This is a genomic window from Alteromonas stellipolaris (assembly GCF_001562115.1).
Lineage (GTDB): Bacteria > Pseudomonadota > Gammaproteobacteria > Enterobacterales > Alteromonadaceae > Alteromonas > Alteromonas stellipolaris.
The window spans coordinates 1,052,203-1,078,778 of record NZ_CP013926.1 but is presented as its reverse complement, the minus strand read 5'-3'; the positions used below and the strand labels follow the sequence as shown (position 1 = coordinate 1,078,778).

Annotated in this window: 27 protein-coding genes and 1 tRNA gene; 11 read left to right on the top strand and 17 right to left on the bottom strand. The window is 42.7% G+C overall.

The window, feature by feature from the left end; all coding sequences use genetic code 11:
- Positions 1-78: 78 nt before the first annotated feature.
- The 3 genes from srmB to hemW all read left to right on the top strand — a co-directional run bounded on the left by srmB (position 79) and on the right by hemW (position 3,295).
- The gene (srmB, locus tag AVL57_RS04440) at positions 79-1,329 is read left to right on the top strand and encodes an ATP-dependent RNA helicase SrmB (RefSeq protein ID WP_057793551.1); all 1,251 of its coding nucleotides are present in this window, start codon (positions 79-81) and stop codon (positions 1,327-1,329) included.
- A 231-nt stretch (positions 1,330-1,560) separates the two neighbouring features.
- Positions 1,561-2,163 carry an RdgB/HAM1 family non-canonical purine NTP pyrophosphatase gene (gene rdgB / locus AVL57_RS04435; protein WP_057793554.1) on the top strand — a complete coding sequence of 201 codons (603 nt, stop codon included), beginning with the start codon at positions 1,561-1,563 and terminating at the stop codon, positions 2,161-2,163.
- A complete protein-coding gene (gene hemW, locus AVL57_RS04430) occupies positions 2,156-3,295 on the top strand; it encodes a radical SAM family heme chaperone HemW (protein ID WP_057793556.1) in 1,140 nt (379 codons plus the stop codon). The genes rdgB and hemW overlap by 8 nt, the downstream gene beginning before the upstream one ends.
- A 50-nt stretch (positions 3,296-3,345) precedes the next feature.
- Here the strand turns inward: hemW and AVL57_RS04425 are convergent, their stop codons facing one another.
- From AVL57_RS04425 to AVL57_RS04390, 8 genes are all read right to left on the bottom strand, one after another.
- Positions 3,346-4,155 carry a YggN family protein gene (locus AVL57_RS04425; RefSeq protein WP_138118100.1) on the bottom strand — a complete coding sequence of 270 codons (810 nt, stop codon included), beginning with the start codon at positions 4,153-4,155 and terminating at the stop codon, positions 3,346-3,348.
- A 201-nt stretch (positions 4,156-4,356) separates the two neighbouring features.
- Positions 4,357-4,884 (bottom strand): Lcl C-terminal domain-containing protein, encoded by a 528-nt coding sequence (locus AVL57_RS04420; protein WP_057793558.1) that lies wholly within the window; start codon positions 4,882-4,884, stop codon positions 4,357-4,359.
- A 2-nt stretch (positions 4,885-4,886) separates the two neighbouring features.
- On the bottom strand, positions 4,887-6,605 hold the full coding sequence (locus AVL57_RS04415) for an Lcl C-terminal domain-containing protein (protein ID WP_232363291.1): 1,719 nt from the start codon (positions 6,603-6,605) through the stop codon (positions 4,887-4,889).
- A 209-nt stretch (positions 6,606-6,814) separates the two neighbouring features.
- A complete protein-coding gene (locus AVL57_RS04410; RefSeq protein ID WP_057793560.1) occupies positions 6,815-7,306 on the bottom strand; it encodes a PAS domain-containing protein in 492 nt (163 codons plus the stop codon).
- Positions 7,306-8,301: a response regulator gene (locus AVL57_RS04405; protein ID WP_057793564.1), complete on the bottom strand. Its 996-nt coding sequence runs from the start codon at positions 8,299-8,301 to the stop codon at positions 7,306-7,308. Before AVL57_RS04405 ends, AVL57_RS04410 begins: the two co-directional genes overlap by 1 nt.
- A 184-nt stretch (positions 8,302-8,485) precedes the next feature.
- A complete protein-coding gene (locus AVL57_RS04400) occupies positions 8,486-9,205 on the bottom strand; it encodes an LrgB family protein (protein WP_057793566.1) in 720 nt (239 codons plus the stop codon).
- Entirely contained in the window at positions 9,189-9,662 is a 474-nt protein-coding gene (locus tag AVL57_RS04395) for a CidA/LrgA family protein (protein WP_057793568.1), read from the bottom strand. The genes AVL57_RS04400 and AVL57_RS04395 overlap by 17 nt, the downstream gene beginning before the upstream one ends.
- Before the next feature lie 360 nt (positions 9,663-10,022).
- On the bottom strand, positions 10,023-10,355 hold the full coding sequence (locus AVL57_RS04390; RefSeq protein WP_057793570.1) for a DUF3718 domain-containing protein: 333 nt from the start codon (positions 10,353-10,355) through the stop codon (positions 10,023-10,025).
- 239 nt (positions 10,356-10,594) lie between these two features.
- On the opposite strand from AVL57_RS04390, the gene AVL57_RS04385 reads away from it, so the two are divergent.
- Complete coding sequence (locus tag AVL57_RS04385) at positions 10,595-11,254, top strand: hypothetical protein (protein ID WP_057793571.1); 660 nt, start codon at positions 10,595-10,597, stop codon at positions 11,252-11,254.
- A 21-nt stretch (positions 11,255-11,275) separates the two neighbouring features.
- Here the strand turns inward: AVL57_RS04385 and AVL57_RS04380 are convergent, their stop codons facing one another.
- Together AVL57_RS04380 and AVL57_RS04375 are read right to left on the bottom strand one after the other, a co-directional pair.
- Complete coding sequence (locus AVL57_RS04380) at positions 11,276-11,605, bottom strand: hypothetical protein (protein ID WP_057793573.1); 330 nt, start codon at positions 11,603-11,605, stop codon at positions 11,276-11,278.
- 284 nt (positions 11,606-11,889) lie between these two features.
- Positions 11,890-12,717, bottom strand: a complete 828-nt coding sequence (locus tag AVL57_RS04375; protein WP_232363247.1) for an MbnP family protein — start codon at positions 12,715-12,717, stop codon at positions 11,890-11,892.
- Positions 12,718-13,179: 462 nt separating this feature from the next.
- Here AVL57_RS04375 and AVL57_RS04370 point away from each other — a divergent pair.
- Positions 13,180-13,256 (top strand) — tRNA-Ile (locus AVL57_RS04370).
- Between the two features lie 59 nt (positions 13,257-13,315).
- On the opposite strand, the gene AVL57_RS04365 is transcribed toward AVL57_RS04370, so the two are convergent.
- The 5 genes from AVL57_RS04365 to AVL57_RS04345 form a co-directional block, all read right to left on the bottom strand.
- A complete protein-coding gene (locus AVL57_RS04365; RefSeq protein WP_057793575.1) occupies positions 13,316-14,140 on the bottom strand; it encodes a hypothetical protein in 825 nt (274 codons plus the stop codon).
- 90 nt (positions 14,141-14,230) lie between these two features.
- Positions 14,231-14,458 carry a hypothetical protein gene (locus AVL57_RS04360; protein WP_057793577.1) on the bottom strand — a complete coding sequence of 76 codons (228 nt, stop codon included), beginning with the start codon at positions 14,456-14,458 and terminating at the stop codon, positions 14,231-14,233.
- Positions 14,448-14,675 (bottom strand): hypothetical protein, encoded by a 228-nt coding sequence (locus tag AVL57_RS04355; RefSeq protein WP_057793579.1) that lies wholly within the window; start codon positions 14,673-14,675, stop codon positions 14,448-14,450. Before AVL57_RS04355 ends, AVL57_RS04360 begins: the two co-directional genes overlap by 11 nt.
- A gap of 352 nt (positions 14,676-15,027) precedes the next feature.
- Positions 15,028-15,306, bottom strand: a complete 279-nt coding sequence (locus AVL57_RS04350; protein WP_057793582.1) for a DUF5681 domain-containing protein — start codon at positions 15,304-15,306, stop codon at positions 15,028-15,030.
- Positions 15,307-15,449: 143 nt separating this feature from the next.
- The gene (locus tag AVL57_RS04345) at positions 15,450-15,827 is read right to left on the bottom strand and encodes a hypothetical protein (protein WP_057793585.1); all 378 of its coding nucleotides are present in this window, start codon (positions 15,825-15,827) and stop codon (positions 15,450-15,452) included.
- An 895-nt stretch (positions 15,828-16,722) separates the two neighbouring features.
- Here AVL57_RS04345 and AVL57_RS04335 point away from each other — a divergent pair.
- The 4 genes from AVL57_RS04335 (at position 16,723) to AVL57_RS04320 (ending at position 22,790) form a co-directional block, all read left to right on the top strand.
- The gene (locus tag AVL57_RS04335) at positions 16,723-17,301 is read left to right on the top strand and encodes a restriction endonuclease subunit S (protein WP_057793589.1); all 579 of its coding nucleotides are present in this window, start codon (positions 16,723-16,725) and stop codon (positions 17,299-17,301) included.
- Complete coding sequence (locus AVL57_RS04330; RefSeq protein ID WP_057793591.1) at positions 17,298-18,818, top strand: type I restriction-modification system subunit M; 1,521 nt, start codon at positions 17,298-17,300, stop codon at positions 18,816-18,818. Before AVL57_RS04335 ends, AVL57_RS04330 begins: the two co-directional genes overlap by 4 nt.
- 460 nt (positions 18,819-19,278) lie before the next feature.
- Positions 19,279-22,407 (top strand): TonB-dependent receptor, encoded by a 3,129-nt coding sequence (locus tag AVL57_RS04325; RefSeq protein WP_057793593.1) that lies wholly within the window; start codon positions 19,279-19,281, stop codon positions 22,405-22,407.
- A 188-nt stretch (positions 22,408-22,595) separates the two neighbouring features.
- Positions 22,596-22,790: a hypothetical protein gene (locus AVL57_RS04320; protein ID WP_057793595.1), complete on the top strand. Its 195-nt coding sequence runs from the start codon at positions 22,596-22,598 to the stop codon at positions 22,788-22,790.
- An 86-nt stretch (positions 22,791-22,876) separates the two neighbouring features.
- Here the strand turns inward: AVL57_RS04320 and AVL57_RS04315 are convergent, their stop codons facing one another.
- The gene (locus tag AVL57_RS04315) at positions 22,877-23,815 is read right to left on the bottom strand and encodes a PA2778 family cysteine peptidase (RefSeq protein ID WP_057793597.1); all 939 of its coding nucleotides are present in this window, start codon (positions 23,813-23,815) and stop codon (positions 22,877-22,879) included.
- A gap of 1 nt (position 23,816) precedes the next feature.
- A complete protein-coding gene (locus tag AVL57_RS04310; protein ID WP_057796328.1) occupies positions 23,817-24,188 on the bottom strand; it encodes a PA2779 family protein in 372 nt (123 codons plus the stop codon).
- 228 nt (positions 24,189-24,416) lie between these two features.
- On the opposite strand from AVL57_RS04310, the gene AVL57_RS04305 reads away from it, so the two are divergent.
- Both AVL57_RS04305 and AVL57_RS04300 read left to right on the top strand, forming a co-directional pair.
- Positions 24,417-25,292 (top strand): hypothetical protein, encoded by an 876-nt coding sequence (locus AVL57_RS04305; RefSeq protein ID WP_057793599.1) that lies wholly within the window; start codon positions 24,417-24,419, stop codon positions 25,290-25,292.
- Between the two features lie 103 nt (positions 25,293-25,395).
- The gene (locus AVL57_RS04300; RefSeq protein ID WP_057793601.1) at positions 25,396-26,478 is read left to right on the top strand and encodes a patatin-like phospholipase family protein; all 1,083 of its coding nucleotides are present in this window, start codon (positions 25,396-25,398) and stop codon (positions 26,476-26,478) included.
- The last annotated feature ends 98 nt before the right edge of the window (positions 26,479-26,576 follow it).

Here is a 26,576-nt window from a genome sequence, read left to right as displayed (position 1 = left end):
TCTATTACGTGTTTTTTTTCTACGTTTTGTACCATAAATGCTACAATACGCCCCATTCAATATAAGCGTTTTTATACTATGACTTTCGAAGATCTCGAATTAGACGAAGAACTCTGCCACGCGGTGGCGGATATGGGCTACGAGAGCCCCACCAGCGTACAATCTTTGGTTATTCCTCATGCAATGGACGGACGCGACATTTTAGCTTCTGCGCCCACAGGCACGGGAAAAACCGCTGCGTTCTTGTTACCTGTTTGTCAGTTTTTACTCGACTACCCGCGTAAACAACCAGGTTCAACCCGCATTCTTATTCTTACCCCTACCCGCGAACTTGCGCTTCAGGTGTATGAACAAGCTATTGAGTTAACCAAGCACACTGACATTGTTAGTGGTGTGATCACTGGTGGTATTAACTACGGTACCGATAGAGAAACCCTTAGCCAAAGCATCGATATTTTGGTGGCGACCCCAGGGCGTCTGTTCGAGCATATTCAAAATGAAATGGCCGATTGCCGTGACATCGAGTGCCTTATACTAGATGAAGCCGACCGCATGCTAGATATGGGTTTTCGCACTATTGTGAACCAGATTGCGAGTGAAGCCCGCTGGCGCAAACAGAACATGCTATTTTCTGCCACGTTAGAAGGCGGTGGTGTAAGTCAGTTTGCCAAAGACATTCTGCAAAATCCTGAAGTGATTGAAGCGTTTCCGTCACGTAAAGAAAAGAACAAAATTCACCAGTGGTATCACTTAGCTGATGACTTGAACCATAAAAAAGCATTGCTCGTTCATATATTAAAAGAACAAGCGACTACTACGGTTGTTTTTGTTAAAACCCGTGAACGCCTACAAATGCTAAAAGATTACTTAGCATCGCAAGATATTATGGTGTGCTGGTTACAAGGCGAAATGCCACAAGATAAACGTATGGCAGCCTTAACGCGCTTTAAAAGTGGCGAAGTGCCAGTATTACTGGCCACCGATGTAGCTGCGCGAGGCATTGATGTACCTGAAGTTAGTCATGTTATTAACTTCGATATGCCACGTAAAGCCGATGTCTATGTTCATCGAATTGGCCGTACCGGCCGTGCTGGCGCTAAAGGCACTGCAATATCGCTGATAGAAGCCCACGACTTTGAATTTATCTCCAAAGCCGCACGCTACACCGAAGAGCCTATCAAAGCACGCGTGATTGCAGAACTTCGTCCGCAAAATAAAGCTCCCAAGATTGGCCCAAGAAAGAAAAAGCTAACGGCCAAAGACAAAGCAAAAGCCAAGTCTAAAGCGAAGCCAAAGAACAAAACCAAAGTACGCACTAAAAAGCGCTAACGCGATGCAACGGTATGGTAACGCTGACACGGCCAATCAGGTGTGTTGGCTGCTCCACAAACACGCGGTAAATATGTCCCTGTACGCTCCGCCGCCGCATCCATGCGGCGGAGGGTTTGCTACGCAGCCAACACACCTACTTGACCGCACTAGTTATCGTCCAGCGACAGTGAATCCTAGGTATACTGCATCAGCAAACTAGCCAAAAATTAAATTTGTTAAGGTATTTTTATGACTTTTCCTCAAAAGATAGTGCTTGCGTCTGGTAATCAGGGCAAGGTGCGTGAGTTCACCAGCTTGTTTGCTGAATACGGTGTAGATGTTATCGCGCAAAAGGAATTGGGCGTGGAAGACGTGCCAGAAACGGGCACTACCTTTGTTGAGAATGCCATTATTAAAGCTCGACATGCTGCCAAGGTAACAGGTTTACCTGCTATTGCTGACGATTCGGGTTTAGTGGTTGATGCTCTGGGCGGCGCACCAGGCATTTATTCAGCTCGTTTTGCTGGCGAAGATGCTACCGACAGCGACAATATCGATAAGTTATTACTGGATTTAGCCAGTTCTGATAATCGCAAAGCCCACTTCTTTTGCACATTGGTTTTTATGCGCCACGCTGGCGACCCAGTGCCGCTAGTTAGCCAAGGTAAATGGGAAGGTGAAATTCTTGATACCCGTGAAGGTGATGGTGGCTTTGGTTACGATCCTGTGTTCAAGGTGCCGTCGCACAATTGTACCGCCGCACAATTAGATAAAACTGAAAAGAACCGTATCAGTCATCGCGGAAATGCCCTAGCTATATTATTAGAAACGATGAGAAACACCTTTGCGTAATCCTCCGCTAAGTTTGTACGTGCACATTCCTTGGTGCGTACAAAAATGCCCTTACTGCGATTTTAATTCACACGGTTTAAAGTCTGCGCTGCCCGAAAAAGAGTACGTGGCTCACTTGCTGGATGACTTGGCCATAGATGCTAAGCGCATTGGCGATAGGCCAATAGAAACTATTTTCATAGGCGGGGGCACCCCAAGTTTATTTTCAGCCGAAGCGATGAGCGACTTAATTAACGGTATTCGCACGCGGGTGAACTTAGCGGATAATGCTGAGATTACCATGGAAGCAAACCCTGGCACGGTGGAAAGTGGACGTTTTGCTGGATTCTATCAAGCCGGTATAAACCGCATATCTGTAGGTATACAAAGCTTTCAGCCAGCCCACTTAAAGGTGCTTGGCCGCATTCACGACGATACCCAAGCTATAGAGGCGATAAATCAAGCGCATAGTGCTGGCCTACCCACGTTTAATCTAGATTTGATGCACGGTTTGCCTGAGCAAAGTGTGGAAAATGCCATGTCGGATGTAGATAAAGCCTTAGCGTTATCACCCTATCATTTGTCGTGGTATCAGCTAACGATTGAGCCTAATACCCCCTTTTATTCTCGCCCGCCTGAATTACCCGATGACGATATTTTGTGGGATATTCAAGAACAAGGGCATGCACGTTTAAAAGCGGCAGGTTACGAGCAATACGAAATTTCTGCTTACGCAAAAGCAGGACATCAGTGTCAGCATAATCTTAACTACTGGCGCTTTGGAGACTACTTAGGAATAGGCTGCGGTGCCCACGGCAAGATTACGGATATCGCCACGGGTACTATTACGCGTACAGTCAAAATAAAACATCCTCGTGGCTACATGGAAATAACCCGCCCTTACTTGGATACTGAAACTCAAGTACCAACTGATGACTTACCTTTTGAATTCTTCATGAATCGCTTTAGATTGGTAGAGCCCTGCCCTATTGAGGATTACACCGCACTAACTGGCGTGGAACTGACAAAAGAATATCAAGACGCTTTGGATGATGCACAGACCCAAGGGCTACTCGATATTACCGATACCCACTGGCAGGTAACCGCCAAAGGCAGGCGCTACCTGAATACGTTACTGTCTTGTTTTGTATAAGTACGGTTTGGGTTGGCTTGAATTATCAGAGCCTAGCGCAAGGCTACCTGCTATTCCGTTTCTTCTGGGGAATGGGAAGTAATGAGGTTATACGGTTGCAGTGCCGGAATTGAAGCGCGAAGCTTTTCTTCAGCAACATCTAATCGTTTTAGCTTGTTACAAATCCACTCTGCTTTATTTCGCAGGCTGGTTGCTTTGCTATTCATATCTCTTTCAAGCTGCTCACCTACCGTGCCTAATTGACGGGTAATTTCAGCGACCTTCTCACTGTTCACTTCATCGCTGTTGGTATTAATACCACTAATAGCCGACAAGATACCACCTACCGAGGTAGAAATAGCCTCTTCCAGTTGGGCTTCAATCTCACTATCAACAAAATCGTCCACGCTTTCAAGCGATCCTGGGCCAATGAAATAGTGATTACTTGCATGACGGAACTTGTCTTTAACCCTTACTTTTACTCGCTTCATGGCGCTATTTAAGCGCTCGTAGCTGTCGTGATCGCTTCCCACTAAACCTAGATAAACACTTTCAATAGTATCTACTGCTAAGTCGACACCCTCGGTAGCCAAAACAATCATTTTAGGCACCACATAATGCAGACCGTGGGCGTACTCTCCTAACCACTCGCTTTGTTCAGCGGAAAGGGTCTGCCAACGCCCATCAATAAAAAGCTGAGTTTGATCGTTAATTTGCACCCGTGTGCGGGACTTTTCCATAACGCGAAGTTGAGTGTCGTTTACAGCTAAGCCATAAGCAAAATCAATGTTGCACGCAATTTCTGCCGAGGCTGGTTTAACCCACCCAACAAGTAGCACGGTGCTTACAATACCTAGTAAAAGGCGTTCAAAATATTTCATGAGACTATTGTGGCTAGCTTGCACGCAAATAGGAAGGTGACATGAGTCTAAACTGCGAAAAATCAGGGTGAAGTATCAAGGTAAACATGGATGCCTGCTAGCAATAAGAAAAGCGCGCATTATAAGTGCGCGCTTTCGCATTTCCTACCTTACAACCTTAGCACTAGTCTAAAGTATAAACTGAAGGTTTGCGCCTATTCGCTAATCGTTTGTGTACGTTCGCACCAATCTAACGTAAATAAAGCGATCTTTCTCTTTGATTGAATGGCTCGAATTGAAGAAAGCCACTACCCAAGCCCTATCAGGATCATCAACTGAAGGAGTAGAAGTCCAGAAGTCATCGGGTGGTGTTTCGGGGAACATAGTGCTGTTCACAGCGGGGCGTACACAATCACGCTCAACAATGGTGGCAAGTTCTTTAACATTGGGAAGTCGCCAGCCTAATAAGTCTTCGTCACTGGCCGCTTGCGCTAATTTTAAGGCTTGCTGCCACGTGTACTTCACCGCTTCGCCATCACAGGTAGACCCGTCCCACGTTTGGCCTTCTGCACAGCGCTCCCACACCAAGTCGGTTGGCTCATGTAACACCGTACTACTGGTGATGGTGGTAAAGTCTTCATCCGGTGTGGTTTCAAGCCCATCTGACAAACAGGTTTGTGCAGACAAACTAGTAGAAACTAACATCAATGATGCTGCTAGTGGTGCTAATACAGGTGCTAAAATTTTCATGATTATCTCCCCGCTCTTACTAAGCGCACTTTTGCCGCCGAGGATTTATTTAAAAAGTTATCTACCCCAGAATCGAAATCCAGCGCCCATGCATTTTGCGCATCATCACTGTTTACACCGTCAGCGCTAGGCACAGAAGTCCAGTACCACACTGGGTTTGCTGAAAGTACACCGGTATAAGGAAAGTAGTCTTCATCAATGGTCATGCTATCAGAGATGCCTAAATGCATGAGCGAGAAAAGCTCTTGATGAGTTGGCATACGCCAGTCATAAAACCCACATAGTCCTTGAGCATTAAGTGCCGTGACATAGGCTTGCGTATTACAACTAGTCAGCGAGCACACCGTACCGCTACCGCTTAAGTCACCTTCATAGCCACCATTAACATCGTCGCTATACCATGAATAAGTGTAGTCTTTATCTTGCAGTGTGCCGTCGTCGGTTTTCACTTCCCACACTAAGCCCGTTACGTTGTCGCGTACGCATGACCACGTATCTGCACTGGCATCCTGTTCATCACCATTAGCATTCAAACGGGTATAATCGAAGCCCGCTTTGCCTCTTCCTGCTTTCTCAATTAATCCATTTTGCTCAACAACATCTGCACCACGTTGACCATCTTGACCTGGCCACTCATTTTGTTGAGCTTCAGTCAGCGCATTATTAGTTGCTTGCTGCAACACGCCAGTATCATTAATTAACGGGGTGGGCATGGGGCGTACGCCCACATTAATGGTGTCTTCTACTTGATTACCGTTGGCATCGGTCACAGTTAATGTGTAAGCCACTACGGTATATTCAGTTACCGCAGGCGCGATAGCAAAAGTAGATAAGTCATCTTCATCGTCTATGGCTTGAATATCTACGTTTTGGCTTAAGGTAGCTGCATCTGCTGCATTAACAGGTAGCGTTGTTGAAGATACGTTGTTGCTACGCTCCCAATCGTAAGTAAGAGGTAACGCGCTTGGAATACTGGTACTGGCATCGCCATCTAGTATAATAGTTTCACCGCTGAAAACGCCTTGCGAAGAACCTGCGTCAACCACAGGTAGCGTGTCTGACTCTGACTGCACAAAAATAGTGACAGATTCCGTGTCGGTGGTACCTTCACTATCGGTGACTGTTAGCTCGAAACTTAGGGTCTGCGCATCATTGGCAATAGGCGTGACGATAGTAAGGGTTGATAAATTCGTTTCTTCACCGGTAATAACATTAGTGCCGTCGGTTTGCGTCCAGCTGTAATCAGAAATAGATGCACTGTCGTCGGCGGCGTCATCATCGGTACTGCTACTACCATCAAAAATAACTTCTACGCCACCAGGGAAATTATTTGCGTCTAGCCCATCCCACTCAGGTACTTCAATAATCGCCTCTGGGGCTATATTAATCGGCACTACAGTAATAACCGTTAAATCACTAGCTTCGTTGCCCCCCGTGTCGTTCACCGTTACCGTAATAGTATATTCGGTGGCACTAGATACGCTTGGCGCTTCAAAGCTAGCAGCAGAATCGCTCGTGTCTTCGTGCGTGATTGTCAATGAAGGCGATGCCGACCAACGATAGGTATACTCTTCGTTCCCGCCGCTCACTACCGCACTCAATGAATAGCTTGCCCCCTCGGTAACCGTTGCATCGTCACCGGCGTTAATCACTAAGTCACTATTGCCACCGCCACTGCCGCTATCTGAATCACCGCCTCCGCCGCCACATGCTGCTAACATAAAAACCGTAGCGACTAGAATGGAATGCTTTGTCGAAGCAATAGCTTTTGCTTTCGCCTCTAAAGGCCATAAAAAGGGTGAGAGTAGAAACTGGAAAAACGTTCGCATAATGACTCCGGCAACACGCAGAACTACGGCCACGTGTCGATTAACTCGAATAAAAAATGGAGGGTTGGTTCGCATGTTACTTGTAGCGATTAAAGTGGATATTAGCGGGCGAGCTGATTTCGCTCTTGTGCTTCCGTCATATGCACTTGTATGGCTTCAAGTTGCTTTTTACCAACCGCAACATCTGTCATGTCGTAAATCATCATACTGATGTACTCAACATTTCCTGTAGCCGATATTAATGGCGACAGTGTGATGTTTTGATACATAAATGATTCACTACCTGTAATCGGCCGGTAGTTAGGAAACTTAAATAAATAAGGGCGCTGTTCCCAGGTCATAAAGGCTCTGGTTTTTAGCTCAAATACCGGTTTAGACTTTTGCTTAAACCAGTCTTCTTTAATGGTAGGAAATAAATCAAAAAGCGACTTATCACGAACGTCACTGGGCAACATACCACTATGACTTTCCATGAAGCCGTTCCAGACTTGAATTTTAAACTGTCGGTTTAGCACAACGATGCCAACATCAACCGTTTGTAGCATATCCATCATCCAATGGAATTCGAGTAAATCGTCCAAATGCTGGCTCATTAGAAGTCCTCCAACAAGTGGGCAAGTTTCGAATTCATCATTTTCATCGACTCTTCTGTAAATAACAAAATCAAATCACATTGCACGTTGTAACCTTCTAAGCCATAGCTTAGCTCAATGGCGAGGGTTCTTTTCCATCGAATCTGATTCATACTGATAATTTCAGTAATGGCTCTGTGCTGCCCTAAAACAATAGGATGACCTTGGCTGAAGTTAACATCCATTTGCACTGCTAGTCCAGTAAGGCAAGTGCCAATAAGAATACTTGCCGCATCCATTAAAAGTTCTAGCTGAAGCTGATCATCCACTTCGCCTTCCACATTTAAAATTTTTGCCACATCTTCAAAGCTTGAGTCACTTAAAATACAAATGGCTTCGCCACTGATGCCCGGCCCTAAAAAGCCCTGACACACGGCGGTAACTTGTTCATGGCTTTCAATATCTGAAAGCATCATGTGCAATTCAGATACTTCAATAAGGTTTACATTGGGAATAGGAAGTCGAACGAACACGTTCATGATACGCGCCAAGTGGTCACCGGCTTGCCCCATGGCAATATTCGTTATTTCTTGGTAGCAGTCACGAATGTCAGGATCTAAAGGGGCAGCTTCAACAACAGGTTCTGGCTCACTGTGCAGTATGTCAAATTTATCGAGTACTTCAGCAAGCGTTTGAGGCGATACGGGCTTACGGATAAAGTCCAATGCCCCCAAGGCCGTTACTCTATCGTAGGCTTCAGGTTGAATATCGCCTGAAATTACAATGACCTTCGTGGACAAACCTTCGGCTTTAATTGCTTCTAACGTGCCATAACCATCAAGTATAGGCATGTTCAAATCAAGCAGCAGTAAGTCACCTTTTCCTTCTTTAAGCGCGACGAGAGCTTCCTGGCCATTCTTTGCAAAATGCACAGCAACTTCCCAGTCCTGAGGCAAACATTTTGCAACTTGTTTTCGAGCGACTAATGAGTCGTCACAGACGAGTACAGAAAACATTGAATAATCTTACCACCTAGCTTTTTGATAACAGTGAAAATTACAATGTGTTGTAATCAATACTGTATCGGCGTTAATACTTCGAACTGAAGCGATAAATTTTGACGGTTCATATATTGACCTGACACGTCGTAACTAACAATAGCACTTTCGAATGAAATGCTTTTATCCATTGTAGTCAATATTAAAGCGATGGTGAGAGAAAACTAAATAATAATGGCAAAATAATAGCGGTAAATATGCCGTTCACACATAAACCGAGTGTTGCCATGGCAGCCACTTCATCGCCCATGTGTAGAGATTTCGCGGTTCCTACCGCATGGGCAACAGTCCCAAGTGCAACACCTTGAGATTGAGTATCGGATACCTTAAAAACACGAAAAACACTTGTTGCCGCAATGGCACCCACCACACCGGTAGTAATAACAAACACAGCAGCAAGGGCTGGAATCCCACCTATTTGAGCCGATGCTTCCATGGCTAGAGGTGTAGTAATAGACTTGGCTAACATGGTGAGTTGAATACTGACTGGCGAGTTGAATACCCACAGCGCTGCCCATGCCAAAATAGGTGCTACAATTCCGCCAGCCATAATGCTTAGCAGCAAAGGTAAACCATAGTGACGCAAGCGTTGCCATTGTCGGTAAATCGGCAATGCCAACGCGACGGTGACAGGGCCTAACAACCAATGTAGCAAGCTAGCAGACTGCTGGTAATGCGCCATAGCAGTATTTGATAAATACACAACCGAACCTACACTTAGCGCCGTAAAAATAAGTGGGTGAGAAATCGGGTAACGGTAATATTTACGATTTATCGCTAATCCAATCCAATAAAAAAGAAGCGTAATTGCAAGCCAAGCAATACCCGAAAGCGTGGTGGCATTTCTAATAGCCTCTATCATTTTCACTTCCCTTTTTTACGTCCTGTTGCTCGGTGACTTGTTCAGCTACTTTTTTGTTGGCAGGTACTTTTTTGTCGGTAGGTACTTGCGAAAAGTGCCCATGACGTGAGGCAAGTAGCTTTTCGGCTATTTTAGCGCTAATCCCCAAGCTCATGCAGGTAGTGAAAACGATGGCGATCCCAATAGCCCACCCGTTTTGTGCTATCTCTTTCCAATATGCGCTAACACCAAGAACCGCAGGTACAAACAACACCGACATATGACTGAGTAAGGGGGAAGCGGCACGCGCTACAAGAGGCTCTGCTTTAGGGACGATAAAAAGCACGGCCAGAAGAATGAGCAAGCCAGTAAGCGCGCCAGGCAATGGCAGTCCTGTTGAGAAAGACAGCCATGTCCCGAGGTAATAACACCCAAGTACTAATATCGCGCCGGTTATCCATTTTTGTAGTCCAACCATCACACTTATTGTTCTCCTGAAAGCACGGTAAATCTGTAGAAGAATCATTTCCCTCTTACCGAAAACAGTCTATCGGCTGAACGAATAGGACGCTAGTAAGACATTGGTCTTTATCGAGGTTTTTCTCTCTAAGCTGAATCAGGCAGTAATAGACGGACTATGCTCATTAGGATTATGCTCATTAGGGTTGTGCGCATTAGATTTATACCTAGAGGATTTGTGCGTAGAGGGCATGTGCGAAAAAGTATTACTCTTTTATTAATGGATTACGAAACCATTAAATAAAAAAGAGCTACTGAAAAACAGTAGCTCCAAATCCAGGGATTTAAAATTCAATCATAAAGTCTGATTTTCTTGCTATTAACGTTTCGCCGTTAAGACTGATTTATTAGCGTTCAGTCTACGTGCAAGATAATCGCCTGTTGACGTCGCGTTATGCGACTGGGCGAAAGAAAGCATATCTTCGCCGTTACACACTAATCCTTTGTGCAAATTTTTATAACTAATACGACTGCGTTTTACTGCTTTGTGCAACGCTAAACGATTATCTTCTTTTATCGCTTCACAAACTGCTACAAGGTCTTTTTCAGTACTTTCAGGATACCCATTTGCATTGGCTAGGCTTGCAGATAGCGCAAGTGTGAGCCCAAGACCAAACAAAGCAGGTAATCTAACGTGGCGTGACATATCCATATCAAGTTCCTCAAATGAGATTAGTTAAATGATGCGTCGACAACTACTTTTGTCTTCGCGAGCATAAACTAGTGAAAAAATATGACATTCGCGCTATAAAAAGGTTAAAACTCTATTACGTGAGACCAAGCGATAAACGGACGATAAAAGCCGATAATTAACCATACTAAAACGCTTACTGGTCGCGGGTTGCACACACTTTGATACAAGTCACTCAGTCATTAAACAAGGAGGTAAACATGTTAGAACAGCAAAAATACCATCATATTAGAGAACAAATGCGCCCAGGCGATATTATCGCTTTTGGCGGAAATAGCCTTTTTTCTCGCTGGACAAAGTTAACTACCCGCTCAGCCGTTACGCACATTGCCATTGTTATGCAAACCAAAATGCGTGATGAAGCGTCTGGTCGATACTTTAATCAAGTTATGGAAGCTACCGTCTATGAAGGAAAAAAAGGCGTGATGACTAATCGATTAAGTGAGCGGGTGCATACTTACGACGGCGACATGTGGTGGTTACCGTTAGGTGAATCCGCTCGCAATATGTTCGAGCAAAACAAGCGTGAATTCTTTAATTTCATGTTTGCTCAAGAAGGGAAGGCTTATGATGTACTACAACTTTTCGGCTCCGCTGTAGACGCATTAGATAGTCACCCTATTTTAGGAAGCATCAGTTACAACCAAGAAGACTTCAGTAGTTGGTTTTGTTCCGAACTCATTGCCGAGGGGTTGGAAACTGCAGGTATTATCAATAGCGTTAACGCGTCAGAAGTCACGCCGGTAGATATTTGTAGGTTTTCAATATTTGAACAGCGCTATGTGCAACTTAAGGGAGAAGCACGGCCAATTGCGGGGTTTAATACGCAGTTGGCAGATAACTGGGGGCAGGTTTGCTGACCCCACTATAATTTCTAATGACTAGAAAATGCTATCTTGATGGATTTTGATGAACATGCTGGTACCGATTTTTGTGTAATCGATTTTGTATTCTTTCCCATTAAGGGTTTGAATAAAGACTAAGGTTTTTTCATCACCAAATACATCTCCTGTTGTAATGTCAACAAGCTCCATGTCCATCATTTTGGCATCGCGCTTGTTGTCAGGGATTTTCCCTTCGTATTGCTTGATACCTTTGTAAGTAACAATAATGGGCGGATTATCGTCGCCATTGGTTACTAACAAGTCTAATTTTCGAATTTTATGGATAATGGTATTTCTACCGCTTATCAGGTAGGCCTTCTCTGTCATTCTTTTCTCCGCGCCAGTTCGCCCTGTTCAGGAAAATTTCAATTTTATTAAGATAGCAAATTTTGAGACTATGTGCACAGCATAACCTATTGGCGATAGGTTATTATCTCGACTTAAAGTATAAGCATAAAACGACGTTCACGCGTATAAATGCATCTATCATCAATTAAAAATGTTATTTCACGTAGCTAATACTCAGGTTAGCCATTCGCTAGCATTATTATGACCTGCGAAGACCTGCCTCTCTAGTATCCGAAAGTCTACATTGAACGCTTACTATGTGTTTAATCCCACTTTATCCATGGTCTATTCAGTAAGTTACGCAATAATTGCTTGCATGGTGGTGCTTCGGGGCTTCCAAATTCGCAGCTATCGGCTTCTAAAAGGTCCACCTGAGCGAGTATATTCGAAACCGAAATCTCAAGTTCCAGCTCGCTGTCGAGCTGAGTCATCGGTAAAATAAATTCTACCCTGTTTGTAAAAGCACAAGATGCTTCAGGCGCCGTATCGACGGATTCAGACACACAATTAGCGCTGCCTAAATGATACTGCCACTGTTTATCATTTGCCCCCGCGTGAGATAAATCTAAACGTAAGAAACGATGTCCTGCCTGTTTGTTTAAAAACATGCCGGCATCACTTAACGGTGATGCCTGAGCTAATGGATCGGTATGATTTACATCAAAAGGAAGCCCCATCGTAAACCGAAGGTTTGTGGCCAGTTTTAAAAGGCCTTCAGAAACATCAAGAATAATTTTATTGTTTGCATTTTGTGGGTCGCTACACAGTGTATGAAACTTTAATAACGCCGTAGATTGGGTTTGCCATTGCGTTTGCTTAAATGATACTCGCTGCCATTTGCCGTCAATACGCACTTCAGGTTTGGTTAGATAAAAGCCAAAGTAATCTAATTGCCATTTCGTAGGCCCGACTTTTACCATTAACGGGCATGCGCCATTCTCTATGCCCGTAAGCGTAAATGGGATCTCGCCCACTTCACGTTCACTCATGCCCAGCTTATCGCAGCCCGACAAACCTAAAACAATCGCTAATATGACACCTAAACGCCTGTGCATTTTCATTTCTATTTGTACTTCCTGTTTGAATTTCATGTGCGTGGGCCACCGCCAAGTGGGGTTTCCCCCTTCGCCCAGCGGTGTTAAACATCAACAGACCCATTGCTAAGCTTCATAGTGCTGCCAATGTGGCTGGCTCGTCAAGGATTGAGGTTACCGACTAAGATAAAGAAGGTGATAAGAATGCAAATTCATCACAAATGCGTGCAAAGCTGAACAAAAATAAAGCAAACTGTTCACAAAGCCTAACCCTAGGCGTGACAAGGCAAATAAAACTGCTTATACTTGCGCTCGCTTTTCATTGATACGTTTCGCGTATTAATGCAAACGCATTTCAAATATGGCCCCATAGCTCAGTTGGTTAGAGCATCCGACTCATAATAAGTTGCGCTGGTCATTTAGAAAGAGATAAAATAGATTAAAAACAATAGGTTACTAAAGAGTAAAAACCTACTCGAAAATTGAGTAAGCCTGTTGTAAGTAAAATAAAAAGTTTTCGGCCCAATAGCTCAGTTGGTTAGAGCATCCGACTCATAATCGGCAGGTCCCCTGTTCAAGTCAGGGTTGGGCCACCAAATTAAAGCCCTAGGCATTACTGTCTAGGGCTTTTTAATTTATCGGTTTCAAAGTTTTATCATTTCGAAGTATAACTAGCCTCGACCCGCCTATATTCATTCATCCATTCATTAAAAATAAACTCTGCATCTTTGTCATCTGGATTAAAATCGGCGTGCCATGCTGTTTTAGCTATTTTGATATTTGGCCCGCCAGGAACGTAAAGTGGTTGAAGATTGCGTAACCCAAATTCTGTTCCGAAAAAGTATACCTTCACTAATAGCTTTCGAACTTCAGGGCTTAGCGCTTCAGGTTTGTAACTAAAGATTGTTCTGCCTTCTAACATTACACCAGTCAGTTCAAAATGCTTTTGCCGATACGCAGAGCTTATTAGTACTGAAAATCCTGTTTGATCTTGTTGGTCGTTGTCATTTGCGGATGACAGAACTTTAGCACCGATTTCCGAATTGTTTTCAAGAATAGTAGTAATTCGACCTCTTAAATATATAGCATGATCTTCACTCGGGAACTGAATAAAACTAATAAGGTCATTTTCTAAGTCTTTATCAATAAATTTCACAGCCAACTCGGATATGCTATTTTGAACTGCTGTTATTTCATCTTGGAAGTAACTTGGTTCTTTATTTGGTGTCGAGCTTACCTTCTGAATAAATACCCCTAAAGATGATAGGCATTTTTGGAAGGTTACCACTAACTCAACTTTCTCCCGACTTCCTCTCTCGAATTCCCTTTCCGACTTCTTATCTTCTCGATTTGATTTAGCAACTTGGTAGTCTTTAATTACAGTTAGAACTTGAGATATGATCGTTCCTATTAGCGTTAGAACTGCACCGCCAATAGCTCCATACAATCCTATCATTTCCTTACTTATTTCTTGCTCCATTCGTGAGGTTCCATACTAAATGCTTTCGAAAGAGAAAGTGAACCATGTACGGTAAGAATCTGCAAGTAAGGGTTTCGCTAACGCGGTAGGCTAGGTGTGAGGAATTAGTTTTACAACTCGAAGCTCCCCGTAGTCCGGTGGAGTAGCTTCAATCACATTCTGTTTAAGGATTATTTGCATGGCCGCAGCATGACGCCCCCAATGTTCGACAAGTGTTCGTTCTGGAAACAACGCAATCGGCTTATTAGTCTTCCTTGTCCTACTTTGTTCAAGTGCTGCAATCCGTTGCAGCACTTTCGCTTTCGAGCTATGCCGCATTATCTTTACTCGGGAAGTAAATATCAGCAAGCATACATAGCATCTCAACACGCTGGTTGTGATGTGGATGGCGAACAGCAATAAAACTGGCAATCCCAAGCTCTGGTCCCATAAAACTGGCCAGCTCATTTGCAGGCACATCACAGCGAATACAGGTAGCTGGAATATTCTTATCACTGTTATCAAAAAGCGTTTCTATCTTGTCCTCATATACCAAATTAAATACTCCCTGCCCTGTTTGAAGTAAAAGGCAGCGAGCATTCTTTTAATGCTTATCATGTGGCCAAAACATTTGACCACAATCATCGTAGAACTTAATCAGCCGAAAGAAGTCCTGTGGTATAAATCTATATAACACTGGCGCAAACTCTTTCATCTTGTTTGTCGGGATGATGAAGCGTTCTTCTATATTGATCTTAGACATTGGCATTGCCCTCCAGAGCAGCTAAACGATCTTCAATATATTCAAGATGGCGGATTTCACCAAGTGCACCAATGATCTGAATAATTCGCTGCGCACTGTCAGGTGACAAAATGCCCTTTGAGGTTGCCGCTAAAACTTGCTCCGTTTACTCCGCTAAAGGCACAGCGGTGTCGAGCTCGAACTCAACCTTTTCGCTCTGCACTGCTAATGTGGGTAATACCCGCGAAATAATTAGGTGTGCAGCTTGCACATCACCCTTCTTTGCTTTGGCAACTACCGCTTCAACTATATCCGATGCATCCGTTAACATGCTCTCGATAATCTTTGCTCTTCGATCTACTATTCCCTTTGGACGCCCATTTGGATTGAGTGACTTCATTCCTTTTACCCAAGCTTTACTTCCACTTACTGCTGGCTCTGACATAATTTTCCCCTCCTGAAAAGATCAACAATAGATCAGGCTTGGCTTTCTTCGTGGTCTTTAATAATCAGGGCGCGTCGCGATGCACTTTCTTCACTACGTACCTTTTTAATAAAGTCAAAGTCAGCGCCCATAGCCTTTTCAGTTTAAACCATGACAAGTGGGCCTCTACTCTCCATAATAGAAAGTGCAGACTTCATAACTTTTACGCGTTTAACAAGCTCGGGGTTAGTAGTCTCGTGTAGCTTGCGTTTGTAGTTCTCACGTTCTTCTGTAGTAATCCCAGACAAAAATGCTGGTGCATCAATTATTGCATTCACTACTTCATAATTCTTTTCAGCAAAAAACTTTTGCACTAATTCAGCTATTGCCGTTCTGTCCAAAGTTTTGATGTGCGCTCTAATTTCTTGGGCTAGTGCAGGATTAGGCTTGCCAAGTGATTCGCTCATTGCCTGCTCGACACTTTTGATACCAGATCCAAGTTTTGTTCTTGCGCTATCTAATACGGCTAAAATTCTGTCCATATTTTTTCACCAAACTCAGCAAGTTCTTAGATTTTCTTTTGACCACGCAGAATTGTCATTAACTTTTGTTCGCGCACCATGTACCGCGCCAAGAGATTTATAAGCTAACTCTAGTGCAGCCTTGGCGCTTTCAATGTAGCCCGCTGTATATGTGACTGTGATTAAATTATGTAGGATCGCAAAAGCGCTAGAATGTAAAGTCGGTGAATTAGTTCCCGAAATTGATTTGGAAATAGGCGGTTAAATGAGTTTTCAAATTGATAAAGGATAGTAGGTATTAGTATTTAACTAGGTTATATAAATCAAATATTAGTTTTTGCATCCTTTTAGTTCGTATTTTCCAAGAATCCTCTAACTTAGCATTAAAACTTTGCCAAGTTTAACTCAAATATCCATTCATTATTTTACGTTTAAACAAAAAAATGCAGTTTTTTGAAATTTTCTTCTTAATACAATCAACCCATAACTAGTTGATTTAACTATCATAATAAAAGGATTCGGGAGGAACTATATAAGATCAATAAAAAATAGTAGGCTTCTACTACTTGTCATATGTCATATTTGAGGTTAATCTACAACCAAGTTAAGTAGTAGCGCCGTACTACTAACTTGGATTAAATCACGTTCTAACTGGTACTTAGTTCGTGATTTATAGACGGCGCATTAACTAACAGGAGTGAGCCTATGCAAGACACAAAATATCAAAAGAAACACAAAAATTCTAGGTACTTAAAGCGATTTATTTTAAATACCTGTTTTATAAGTATTTTTCAAACTATCCCGCACATCTCGTTTGAATGGCACACAAGCGGTAGTGTTGGAGAGTTTCAATTTGAGCAACAAGTGACTTTTTCGGTTTCTAAGGATAAGGGGGAGTAATCCCCCTTAAAACTCTATGGAAAAATTGAAAGATTTTACACAAATTCGATTAGGTATGGCCTTCAAGTCTGCTATCAATGACTTGGGAGAATTAGGCATCGTATCCTTGATTCAAGCGAAAGACATAGTCGCCGAAGGCTTAAATAGTAATTTATCCCCGCCCGTCGTAAATCCTGAATCAGACCCTAGCAAACATATTATAAGTAAAGGCGAAATACTTATCAGACTGAGAGGGCCTGTTTTTTCATCAGCAGTATTTGATAAAGATTATAGTGCCGTTACAACAAACCAGGTGGCGGTTATTTCATGTGACCCAAACAGGGTCAGCCCTCATTATTTAAATTGGTATTTGAATTCTACATTTGGAAAGCGCTATTTTGAAAGCAAAAATGAAGGTTCCAATATAAACAAAATTAGTTCCAAAATTTTGGGTGAAATGGAAATGAGTTTACCTGACCTAAGAGTTCAACAAAAAATTGCTAATATTCAATCTAACTGGTTCCAGCAGCGAGCAATTTATCAACAACTGATTAGCAATGGAGATACTATGAGCCAGGGTATATGTGAAGAACTGTATACAGGTAAACTTAAATGAGACATCTTCAGATTAACCAAGATGAAATTAACAAAGCTGTATGGGCTGCTTGCGATATCTTTAGAGGGGCAATCCATGCTTCAGTCTATAGAGATTTAATATTGGCTATGTTTTTCTTGAAGTCTATTTCTGATGTTTACCGGGATGAATACGACAAGTTACTAGAACAATATGGTGATCAGCCTGACTTAATTCATGAAATAATGACAAAGCAACGTTTTGTATTGCCTGAAGGTGCAAGCTTTTGGGATTTATATGAAAAACGTCATGAAGCGGGAAGCGGACAACGTTTCGACCAAGCACTTTTCGCCATAGAAAAAGCAAATGGAGACAAGTTAAAAAATGTTTTCCAAGACATCAGTTTTAATATTGACAAGCTAGGCTCCGAAAAGCAAAAGAACGAAAGGCTTCGCCATTTAGTAGAAGACTTCGGTAGTGAGGTTTTAGACTTGCGCCCAAGTCGAGTCGGCTCAAATGATATTATTGGCAACACTTATGAATACTTGATTAAGAAGTTTGCTGAGATTGGTGGTAAGGCAGCAGGTGAATACTATACCCCGCCAGAAATATCGGATCTGTTAGCGGCAATACTTGCTCCACAAGAAGGTGATCAAATTTGTGACCCAGTATGTGGATCAGGGTCGCTTTTAATTAAGTGTGGAAGAATGATCCGAAGCAACTTTAATGGCCCTCACAAGTACGAGCTTTTTGGACAAGAAGCTTTAGGTTCTACTTGGGCACTTGCCAAGATGAATATGTTCCTTCATGGTGAGGAAAATCACCACATTGTATGGGGAGATACAATTCGCCAACCAATGCTACTTAATAAAGACGGTTCTGGATTATTGCACTTTGACGTTGTTGCTGCGAACCCTCCATTCTCATTAAGTAATTGGGGATACGAAGACGCAGCAAATGATAAATTTGCTCGTTTTCACAGAGGTATTCCACCAAGACTTAAAGGTGACTATGCGTTTATCAGCCATATGATAGAAACGTTAAAGCCTGAATCTGGCCGAATGGGGGTTGTAGTTCCACATGGTGTTCTTTTTAGAGGCGCAAGCGAAGGTATGATCCGCAAACAACTCATAAAAGAAAACTTACTTGATGCAGTTATTGGCCTACCAGAAAAACTATTCTTCGGTACAGGCATTCCTGCGGTGATTCTAATTTTTAAAAAAGATAAAGCCGATGAGAATGTACTATTCATTGATGCTAGCCGTGAGTTTAAGCCAGGAAAAGTCCAGAACCAGCTTACAGAAAAAAATATTCAGAAGATTATTGGCACATATGAAACCCGCGAGATCGTTGATAAATATGCCTATTTAGCGTCATTTGATGAAATAGAAAGAAATGACTTTAATCTCAATATCCCTCGTTATGTGGATACATTTGAAGAAGTGGCTGAAATTGACTTAGTAGCTGTGCAGGCTGAACGTTTACAACTACAAAGAGAGTTGAATCAGCTTGAAGTAGAGATGAAAGGCTACTTACAGGAGTTAGGTTATGGTGCCTAAGGGCTGGGTAGCGACTCAAACGAAAATCTGTCTAGTAAAGTCTGGTCGATTCAGATGATGACCCACAAAGATCTAGAAAACGCCGCTAGGGTGAAAGCACTTTTTGACTTCATGCCAAAAGCAATGAAGTCGGATTTCAACCGATTAGCTGGCTTTACTAGTTAGCTCGTATTTCCTCTCATGTATTGTAGGTTTAACGCAATTCAACCTAGCCATTGAGTAAATACATGTAAAGCATGTAAAAACACGTAAAAGCGATTGACCCAAACCCTCCCGAAAAGCTCAAATAACCTTTTATTTCATAAGGTTAAAAAATCAAAATTAAGCCGTAAAAAATAACTAAGAGATATATAAAGCCAACAGTTGCGCTTTCTTAGGCAGCAGTAATACGACTGTGCTCATTTCAGCATGCGTGGCTAGCTGGGCACAGAACCCAACCTTGATCTACAACGAGACACACATGAATAATAAGATTCAGTTCAATCGCATCGCGATGGCTGTGGCATTGTCTATTGGGGTCGCAACAACAGCCGTTGCAGCCACTGGTCAATCATCGTCTATGCGAGGAACCATATTGGGTCCTCAAGGTAACCCCGCGGTAGGCAGCGCTATTACCATCATTCACCAGCCCTCAGGTACGGTAAAAGAGATAACCGTTAATGAAGAAGGAACATTCTCAGCACGTGGTTTACGTGTTGGTGGTCCTTATATGATTGTAGTCGAGTCAGAAAAGTTCCAAAGTCGTGTTATTGAAGGTGTGTATTTAGAACTAAACGACACATTTGAACTAGATGCAGCACTTCAATCTGTCTCAGATATAGAGCGTGTTACGGTTACCGGTACTCGCGACTTCTTCTCAAATAACGGGTCGAATTCAGTGTTTGGCGAATCTGCCATTGAAAACATGCCCACCTTTAACCGCGACATCAAAGATATTGTTCGTTCCAACCCACTAGCTGTTGTTAGTGCTGATGGTGAAGAGTTAAGTATTGCGGGCTCGAATCCTAAATACAACACATTCACTGTTGATGGTGTAGGGGTAAACGACACCTTTGGCCTGCAGAGCAATGGCTATCCTACGTCACGTCCTCCGGTATCCTTAGACGCCATCAGCCAAGTCTCTGTCGAATTTACGCCTTTCAGCGCTCGTGCAGGTAAGTTTGGTGGCGGTAATGTGAATGTGGTCACCAAGTCTGGTACCAACGAATTTCATGGTACCGCTTTCTATGAAGAAGTCCCTTTTTCTGGTACTGCAAAAGACACAAAACTTTACAACACCGACTATGATGTTGATAACGACGAATCGTCTTACGGCTTTACATTAGGTGGCCCGTTAATAAAAGATAAGCTTTTCTTCTTTGGTTCTTATGAAAAATGGGAAGAAGAAATTGATACTGGCTTTAACGCTTCTGCATACCCTACGGAACTTGTCAGTGCGGCTGAAGAAGTGATTTCTGCCCTCAGTGACACTTACGGCCTTGAAGATTCGATTGCAGGCGCACCCGATGCAGACGAAGACGAAAAATATCTCATCAAACTAGATTGGAATATTAACAACGACCACCGTGCTGATTTTACCTATAGCTATCAAGAAAATACCGCAGCACAAAACTATAACGACGATTCAGAAACTATCCTATTATCATCAAGTGCTTGGACCTTAGCGCAGAAAAATACATATTACACTGCCCACGTTTATTCAGATTGGTCAAATAACCTTCAAACAGAAGTAAGTCTTTCATACAAAGAATTTGAGCAAGCTTCTGTTACAGCTTCCGATTGGGGTGAAATCAATATCGACACTGCCGCGGGTTCAGACAGTGGCTACAGCATAGTTGGTGGGGCGGATGAGAACCGTCATGCCAATGTCCTCGCAAATGAAGTGTGGAACTTCGCCTTCCACGCGACTTATTTAGCGGGAGATATTGAGTACAAATTCGGTACCGAAATAGAAAACACATGGAACTACAATCTTTACGGCCGAGACTCTTTAGGTACGTGGTATTTTGATGATACTGAGGCATTCGCTAATCAGGAAATTTATTATTTCGAATACGCTAATGCGTATACCAACGATGTTGAAGATCTTGCCTATAATGTTGAAAGTACTGTTTACTCGCTTTATGGCGATGCCACGTATGAGTTATTCGACGACTTTACTGTTACGGCAGGCTTGCGATACGAATATCTTACCGTTGAAGATTCTCCTCAGCTAAACGATAACTTCAGCAACACTTACGGCTTTACTAATACCGAAAATCTTGATGGCTTCGATATTTTCCTTCCTCGGGTAAGTTTTAACTGGGATATCAATGACGACTTAACTCTACGAGGTGGTGCCGGCCGTTTCTATGGTGGTATGCCACTGGTGTGGATCTCTAACGCATACACCACCGATGGTGTAACCAATGACTCAGTATCCTTTTCTAGCCTTGACGCAAGTTCGGTAGACTTCACTTCAGTTCCTACTGAAGCACAAAGTGCGTTAATGCAAGGAGCGGGAAGCACTAACTCAATCGATCCTGATTTTGAATTGCCTTCTGACTGGCGTTATCAGATTGCTGCAGACTACACTTTCGACATCCCTACCCTAGGAGATAACTTTGCGTGGACGACTGAATTAACTTACGTTGACCGCCAAAATGCGGCTTACTGGGAAGACTTGTCTCGTATCGATAATGGTAACAGTACCCCAGATGGCCGTATTATTTGGGACAACGTTTATGATGGTACTGAATATGAAGATAACTACGATATACAGCTAACCAATTCTGATGATGGCGGCCGCAGCATTATATTTACCACTGCGCTGGCTAAGCAATGGGATAACGGTTTAAGCCTCAATACCTCTTATACTCATCAAGATATTACTGAGGTGAACCCTGGTACAAGTTCAACGGCGGAATCCAACTATCAGTATGAAGTTACAGTTAATCGTAACGACCCTTTAGTGGGCACGGCTTATTACGAAATCAAACACCGTTTTCTAGTGAATCTTGGTTACACCCACCAGTTTTTCGACGGCTACAACACTAACGTTAATTTATTCTTTGAACGCCGTTCTGGTCAGCCTTTCTCTTGGGTACTAGGTGCATACCAAGACGGGGGGTTGGGTGACCAGTCTGAATTTGACGATTCAGACGTTTATTTACCTTACATTCCATCGGGTGCTAACGACGCAGCAATTGATTTCTCCAGTGGCCTTAGTTACGACGAAATCATGGCTATTGCTGAGCAAGCAGGTGTAGCCGGCAGTGCTGGCGGTTATGTAAGTAAATATTCATCGACCCAACCATGGATAACCACAGTAGATTTGGCGATTTCGCAAGAAATCCCTGGTTTTGTTGAGGGCCATAAAGGGCGCATTTATCTGAACATCGATAACTTCGCCAACCTGCTAAATAGTGATTGGGGTAAGGTATATGATTTAAGCTACCCACAACAAATATTGTTCGATTATGACATTAATGATGCGGGCCAGTATGTTTACTCAGAAGCCTATGGTGGTACTGACACCAGCAACTATAATTCGTTTGATGAAGAGCAGTCGACTTGGAGAATAAAAGTAGGCGTTAGATATAGTTTCTAATTATTAAGCTTAGCGTTCCCATCTATAAAGCCAGCTGCTATTCAGCTGGCTTTTCTTTTTTGTATTAACTATGCACTTTTTATCGTAAGGGTTGCGTCAAAAAAAGTTGGCAAGCTAATTGAAAGTTCAAGGGCAGGTATTGACCAAATAACTGCGTAATACGCACTAAACAACGAGATTTTGACACTATGCGCTTACCCACTAAACAGCTTGTTAGTAAAATTGAAACGCTATCTAAGGATTTGTCTCATGACCAGCTTTCCAATTTTCTTGATATCATTAACGCGATGACCGCACTAGTTGAAGAAGCTAGCGAATTAGGTAACCTCAATAGCGCAGCAAAAGTCAAAGAATCACCTGCTATTGGGTCAATTATGCATTAGGGCCTGATTTAAAAGCTTGAGTTTAAAAACATGTGCGCTTTGCAATTAATTATCAGCCAAAGATAACAATCAACTACTGGCAGTAGTCACTCATCTGCTTTTATGGTTAACGCGGTTTTCTTTACATTGTCATCGTCAGGAAACCGCAACAAGGCTTCATTAATGACTGTTAGCGCACGCGTTAGATTGTCACTTCTGGCAAGGGCGTAAGCATAATTGTTCATGTAGGCTGCTTGATTTTGACCTACCTGATACCCCTGCTCAAACCATTCTACCGCTTTCTCTGGCTGTTCTTCTAAATAGTAATTACCTAATAAGAAATAGGCTAACCATTGATTAGGCCACTGCTTGGTAGCAGTTTGTAAAAAAGCCGCAGCTTGCTCGCCTTTACCCACTTCTAGCATATCGTACGCAGCACTGACATAAGTAAACGGGTTCATGCTACCGCTGGTTATATTCAAGGGAACGGGTGCAAGTAGCCAATAATTTCCTCTACCCCATGTTTTTTCAAATAGTTCGAAGGACATCATGTGGTTGGGAGTAACGCCTGTATGCAAGGTTATTGTGCGTGTGGTTAAATCGAAACCTGTCACTACCGCATAGTGCCATTGGGGTAGCAGTTGAATAGATAAGTTTTGAAATACAATGACAGGTATATCACTACTCACTAACTGCATTAATTTAGTCAGCGTACCCCGTTCGGTATAAGGTAAAAAATTATACTGGCGCGTTGCCGCAATCATTTCTAGCTGTAAGCTGCCTTCTTTATCAGGAATAAATATTTGGGGCGCTAAGTCATTCGCACTGACACTGTGGCCGTAATACTCGAATACTTCAGATAATGTGGTGGGGCCACAGTAAAACTGTTCTTGAGCATAAAACGGAACCCTATCAATAGTGTGGCGTAATGGCACACCAGTAGGTTGGTGTAGCGCGATACGATCGGCCTGCGGCGTTCCCTGGCACCCGCTTAGTATTAAAAAGCCTGCAAAAAAGCAGGCCTTGAAGAATACATCAAAATTCATGTTAACTATTTATTGGACGAATAAAGGGATATACGTCGGTTACACCTACTAAATCCAAAATTGCGATAATGGCTAGCACCGTCATTACTGCACCCACTACACCACCTGCAGGTGCATCATTCAGTTGGCTGTTAAGCTGCGCTATTTCACTGTTAGTCATACCATTTATACGAGAAACAGCATCGCCCTGTGATACACCTAAGCTTACCAATTTTTCCTGCACATCAGCACGGTTGACCATTTCAAGAAGTTGCTGTTTGTTGTACGCGTGAGCTTGCGCCTGCATTACATTGTGAGAAGATACTGCTTCAGCTTGCACCGTTCCCGTGGTAACAACGATAGCGGCCGCGGCGCCAACCAATAATTTAGACATACAATTCATAAGGCTTCCTTTGTCTTTTTACAATCTACAACATTACATTTCGTACATATAACAGGTAGTTTCGGTTCATATTTCGAAAAATAACGGCTTGGCCTTATTTAATGTGATGGGGAGTTAGGTGTATATAAACCCCATATCTTTACTATCAAGTATTTTAAAAATAGTGAAATAGGTTTACCCTTCACGCATAGTAATTAAGAGTAACCAACTTTTCTCTCTATGCGCTTTTTCGCCTTTTTGGCCACTTTCTTTTTCAGCTTATTTATTTCAGGGTTGGTGAGTGGAAACGTTATTAATACATCTTCAATAACGCTTCATACTGACGATCACAATTTAACAAGCAGAATTAATCAACCACACTCCCCTTTTTCGGCCAGTGTAGACACCGCGCAATTATTGGTTCATGCCATAGGCTACGACAAGCCTATTTTAGAAGTCTCACTTAAACGTTCATTCCAACAGATAGATAATGGCGAATCTGTTTGTGTGATCAACAAGATAAAATCAGCCGAGCGAGAAAAGAAGTATACTTTTTCTTTGCCGCTAAACTTCTTTCAAACGCAACAACTGTATCAGCTCGCCTCACTTCCGCCTTTGGCTCCAGAATTACTAAACGAGAATGGCGAAGTAGTCAGCATTCACAAGGCTTTAAATGCATTTAACGCATCAGCTATTGTGCTGCCAGAAACCTATTCTTATGGTGAGCGGGTAGATAATGACTTAAGCAACATTGATGAGAGTCAGGTAATAGCTTTGAGCAACCCTACATTCTTTAGCCGTTTTATAAAGATTATTTCAGCAGGTAAAGCTGATTTTGCACTTATATTCCCTGCATCACTAAATAGATCATTTGGCAATACCCAGCCCGTTGAAATGAGAAGTTACGCTATTGCGAACAACCCAAAGTTCGTATCTGGCCACGTGATATGCGGTAAAACGCCAGAAGCACTGGCCTTTATTGAGAAAGTAAACGCGGCGATAAAAAATATTTATACAAAGCCAATTTTTATCGAGGTACACACAAAATACCTTCCTGTAAATTCGAAGCTGATAATCGAGCGAGCAATACAGCAACAGGTAGCTAACATCCTGTAGGTTTTTTCCTATCACACCGATTCATTCTTTCAATTTTCGAACAGCTGCACCTTTCGTTACATTAGTTAAATCAACTAAACAGGTTTAATAAACAGGTAATGAAATGAATTCCTCTGCTGCGCCCACGTCCTTTCCTCTTTATGCCACCGAGCGCACGAAACTTGCACTCATCGCTGAAGGTGGTGGGCAGCGAGGGATTTTCACAGCTGGCGTGTTAGATGCCTGGCTAGAAGAAGGGTACGATCCTTTCGATATGTTCATTGGAACGTCAGCAGGGTCACAGAACTTAACAAGCTTTTTAGCCCGGCAAAAAGGCTATGCCAAACGATTAATTCGAGGTTTATCTCGACACAAACGTTTCTTCCAGTTAGGTCGCGGACTGGTGGGCAAACATATTGTCGATTTAGATTGGTATTTTGACAAAACGAAAGAAGCCAACCGAATTTTAGATTTCAAGGCCGCAAAAGAAAGCCTAGGAGATCGTGAGCTATTCATTACCGCCACAAACTCTCGTGATCGTAAGCCATACTTTTTAAGCCCGAAAGGCAATGGTAATCAATGGCGTGAACTGTTGAAAGCCTCGAGTGCGCTGCCCTTCTTATACAAACAAGGTGTAAAGCTGACTACTGACTATAACGCGGTGTCGGTTAATGAAAGCGTAACAACAGAGCTTCCTCAGGCACAACCTGAATCCGACTACTATTTAGATGGTGGTTTAGGTGCGCCTTTACCTGTGCGTGAGGCTTATGAACGCGGGGCTAGAAAAATTGTGGTTATTCGTACTGGTGATGTGAATTTTCAAGCGCAATCGGCATGGTTACACAAGCTTAAATCATTAGTTTGCGCAACAGGTCACTGCCCAAAAACGATTAACTATTTAGTTCAACATGAACAAGCTTATCAGCAAGAGTTAGCCTTTATTGCTAACCCTCCAGCGGATGCCGAGATTGTTCAAATTTTCGCAGGCACTAAATTACAGAGCAAATTACTCGGTAGCGCGGATAGTGATCTTCGCCACGATTATAAGGTGGGTGTAGCGGCTGGGAAAAGTTACTTAATGCAACAATTAGCGTCCAAGCCTACGCCGCTTAATATCGATGTGAAAAGTAAATTATCTGATATAGCCAGCGTATTACCTAGTACCGCTGCAATACCGCAAAGTGAGCATCACAAACTGTCTGCTTAATTCGGATTAGAGATATTCGCAATGAATAACACACACTAAATCTAGTATTTAGGTAACTTAAAGGTCGTCACATCAATGAAATATATGTGCAATACACT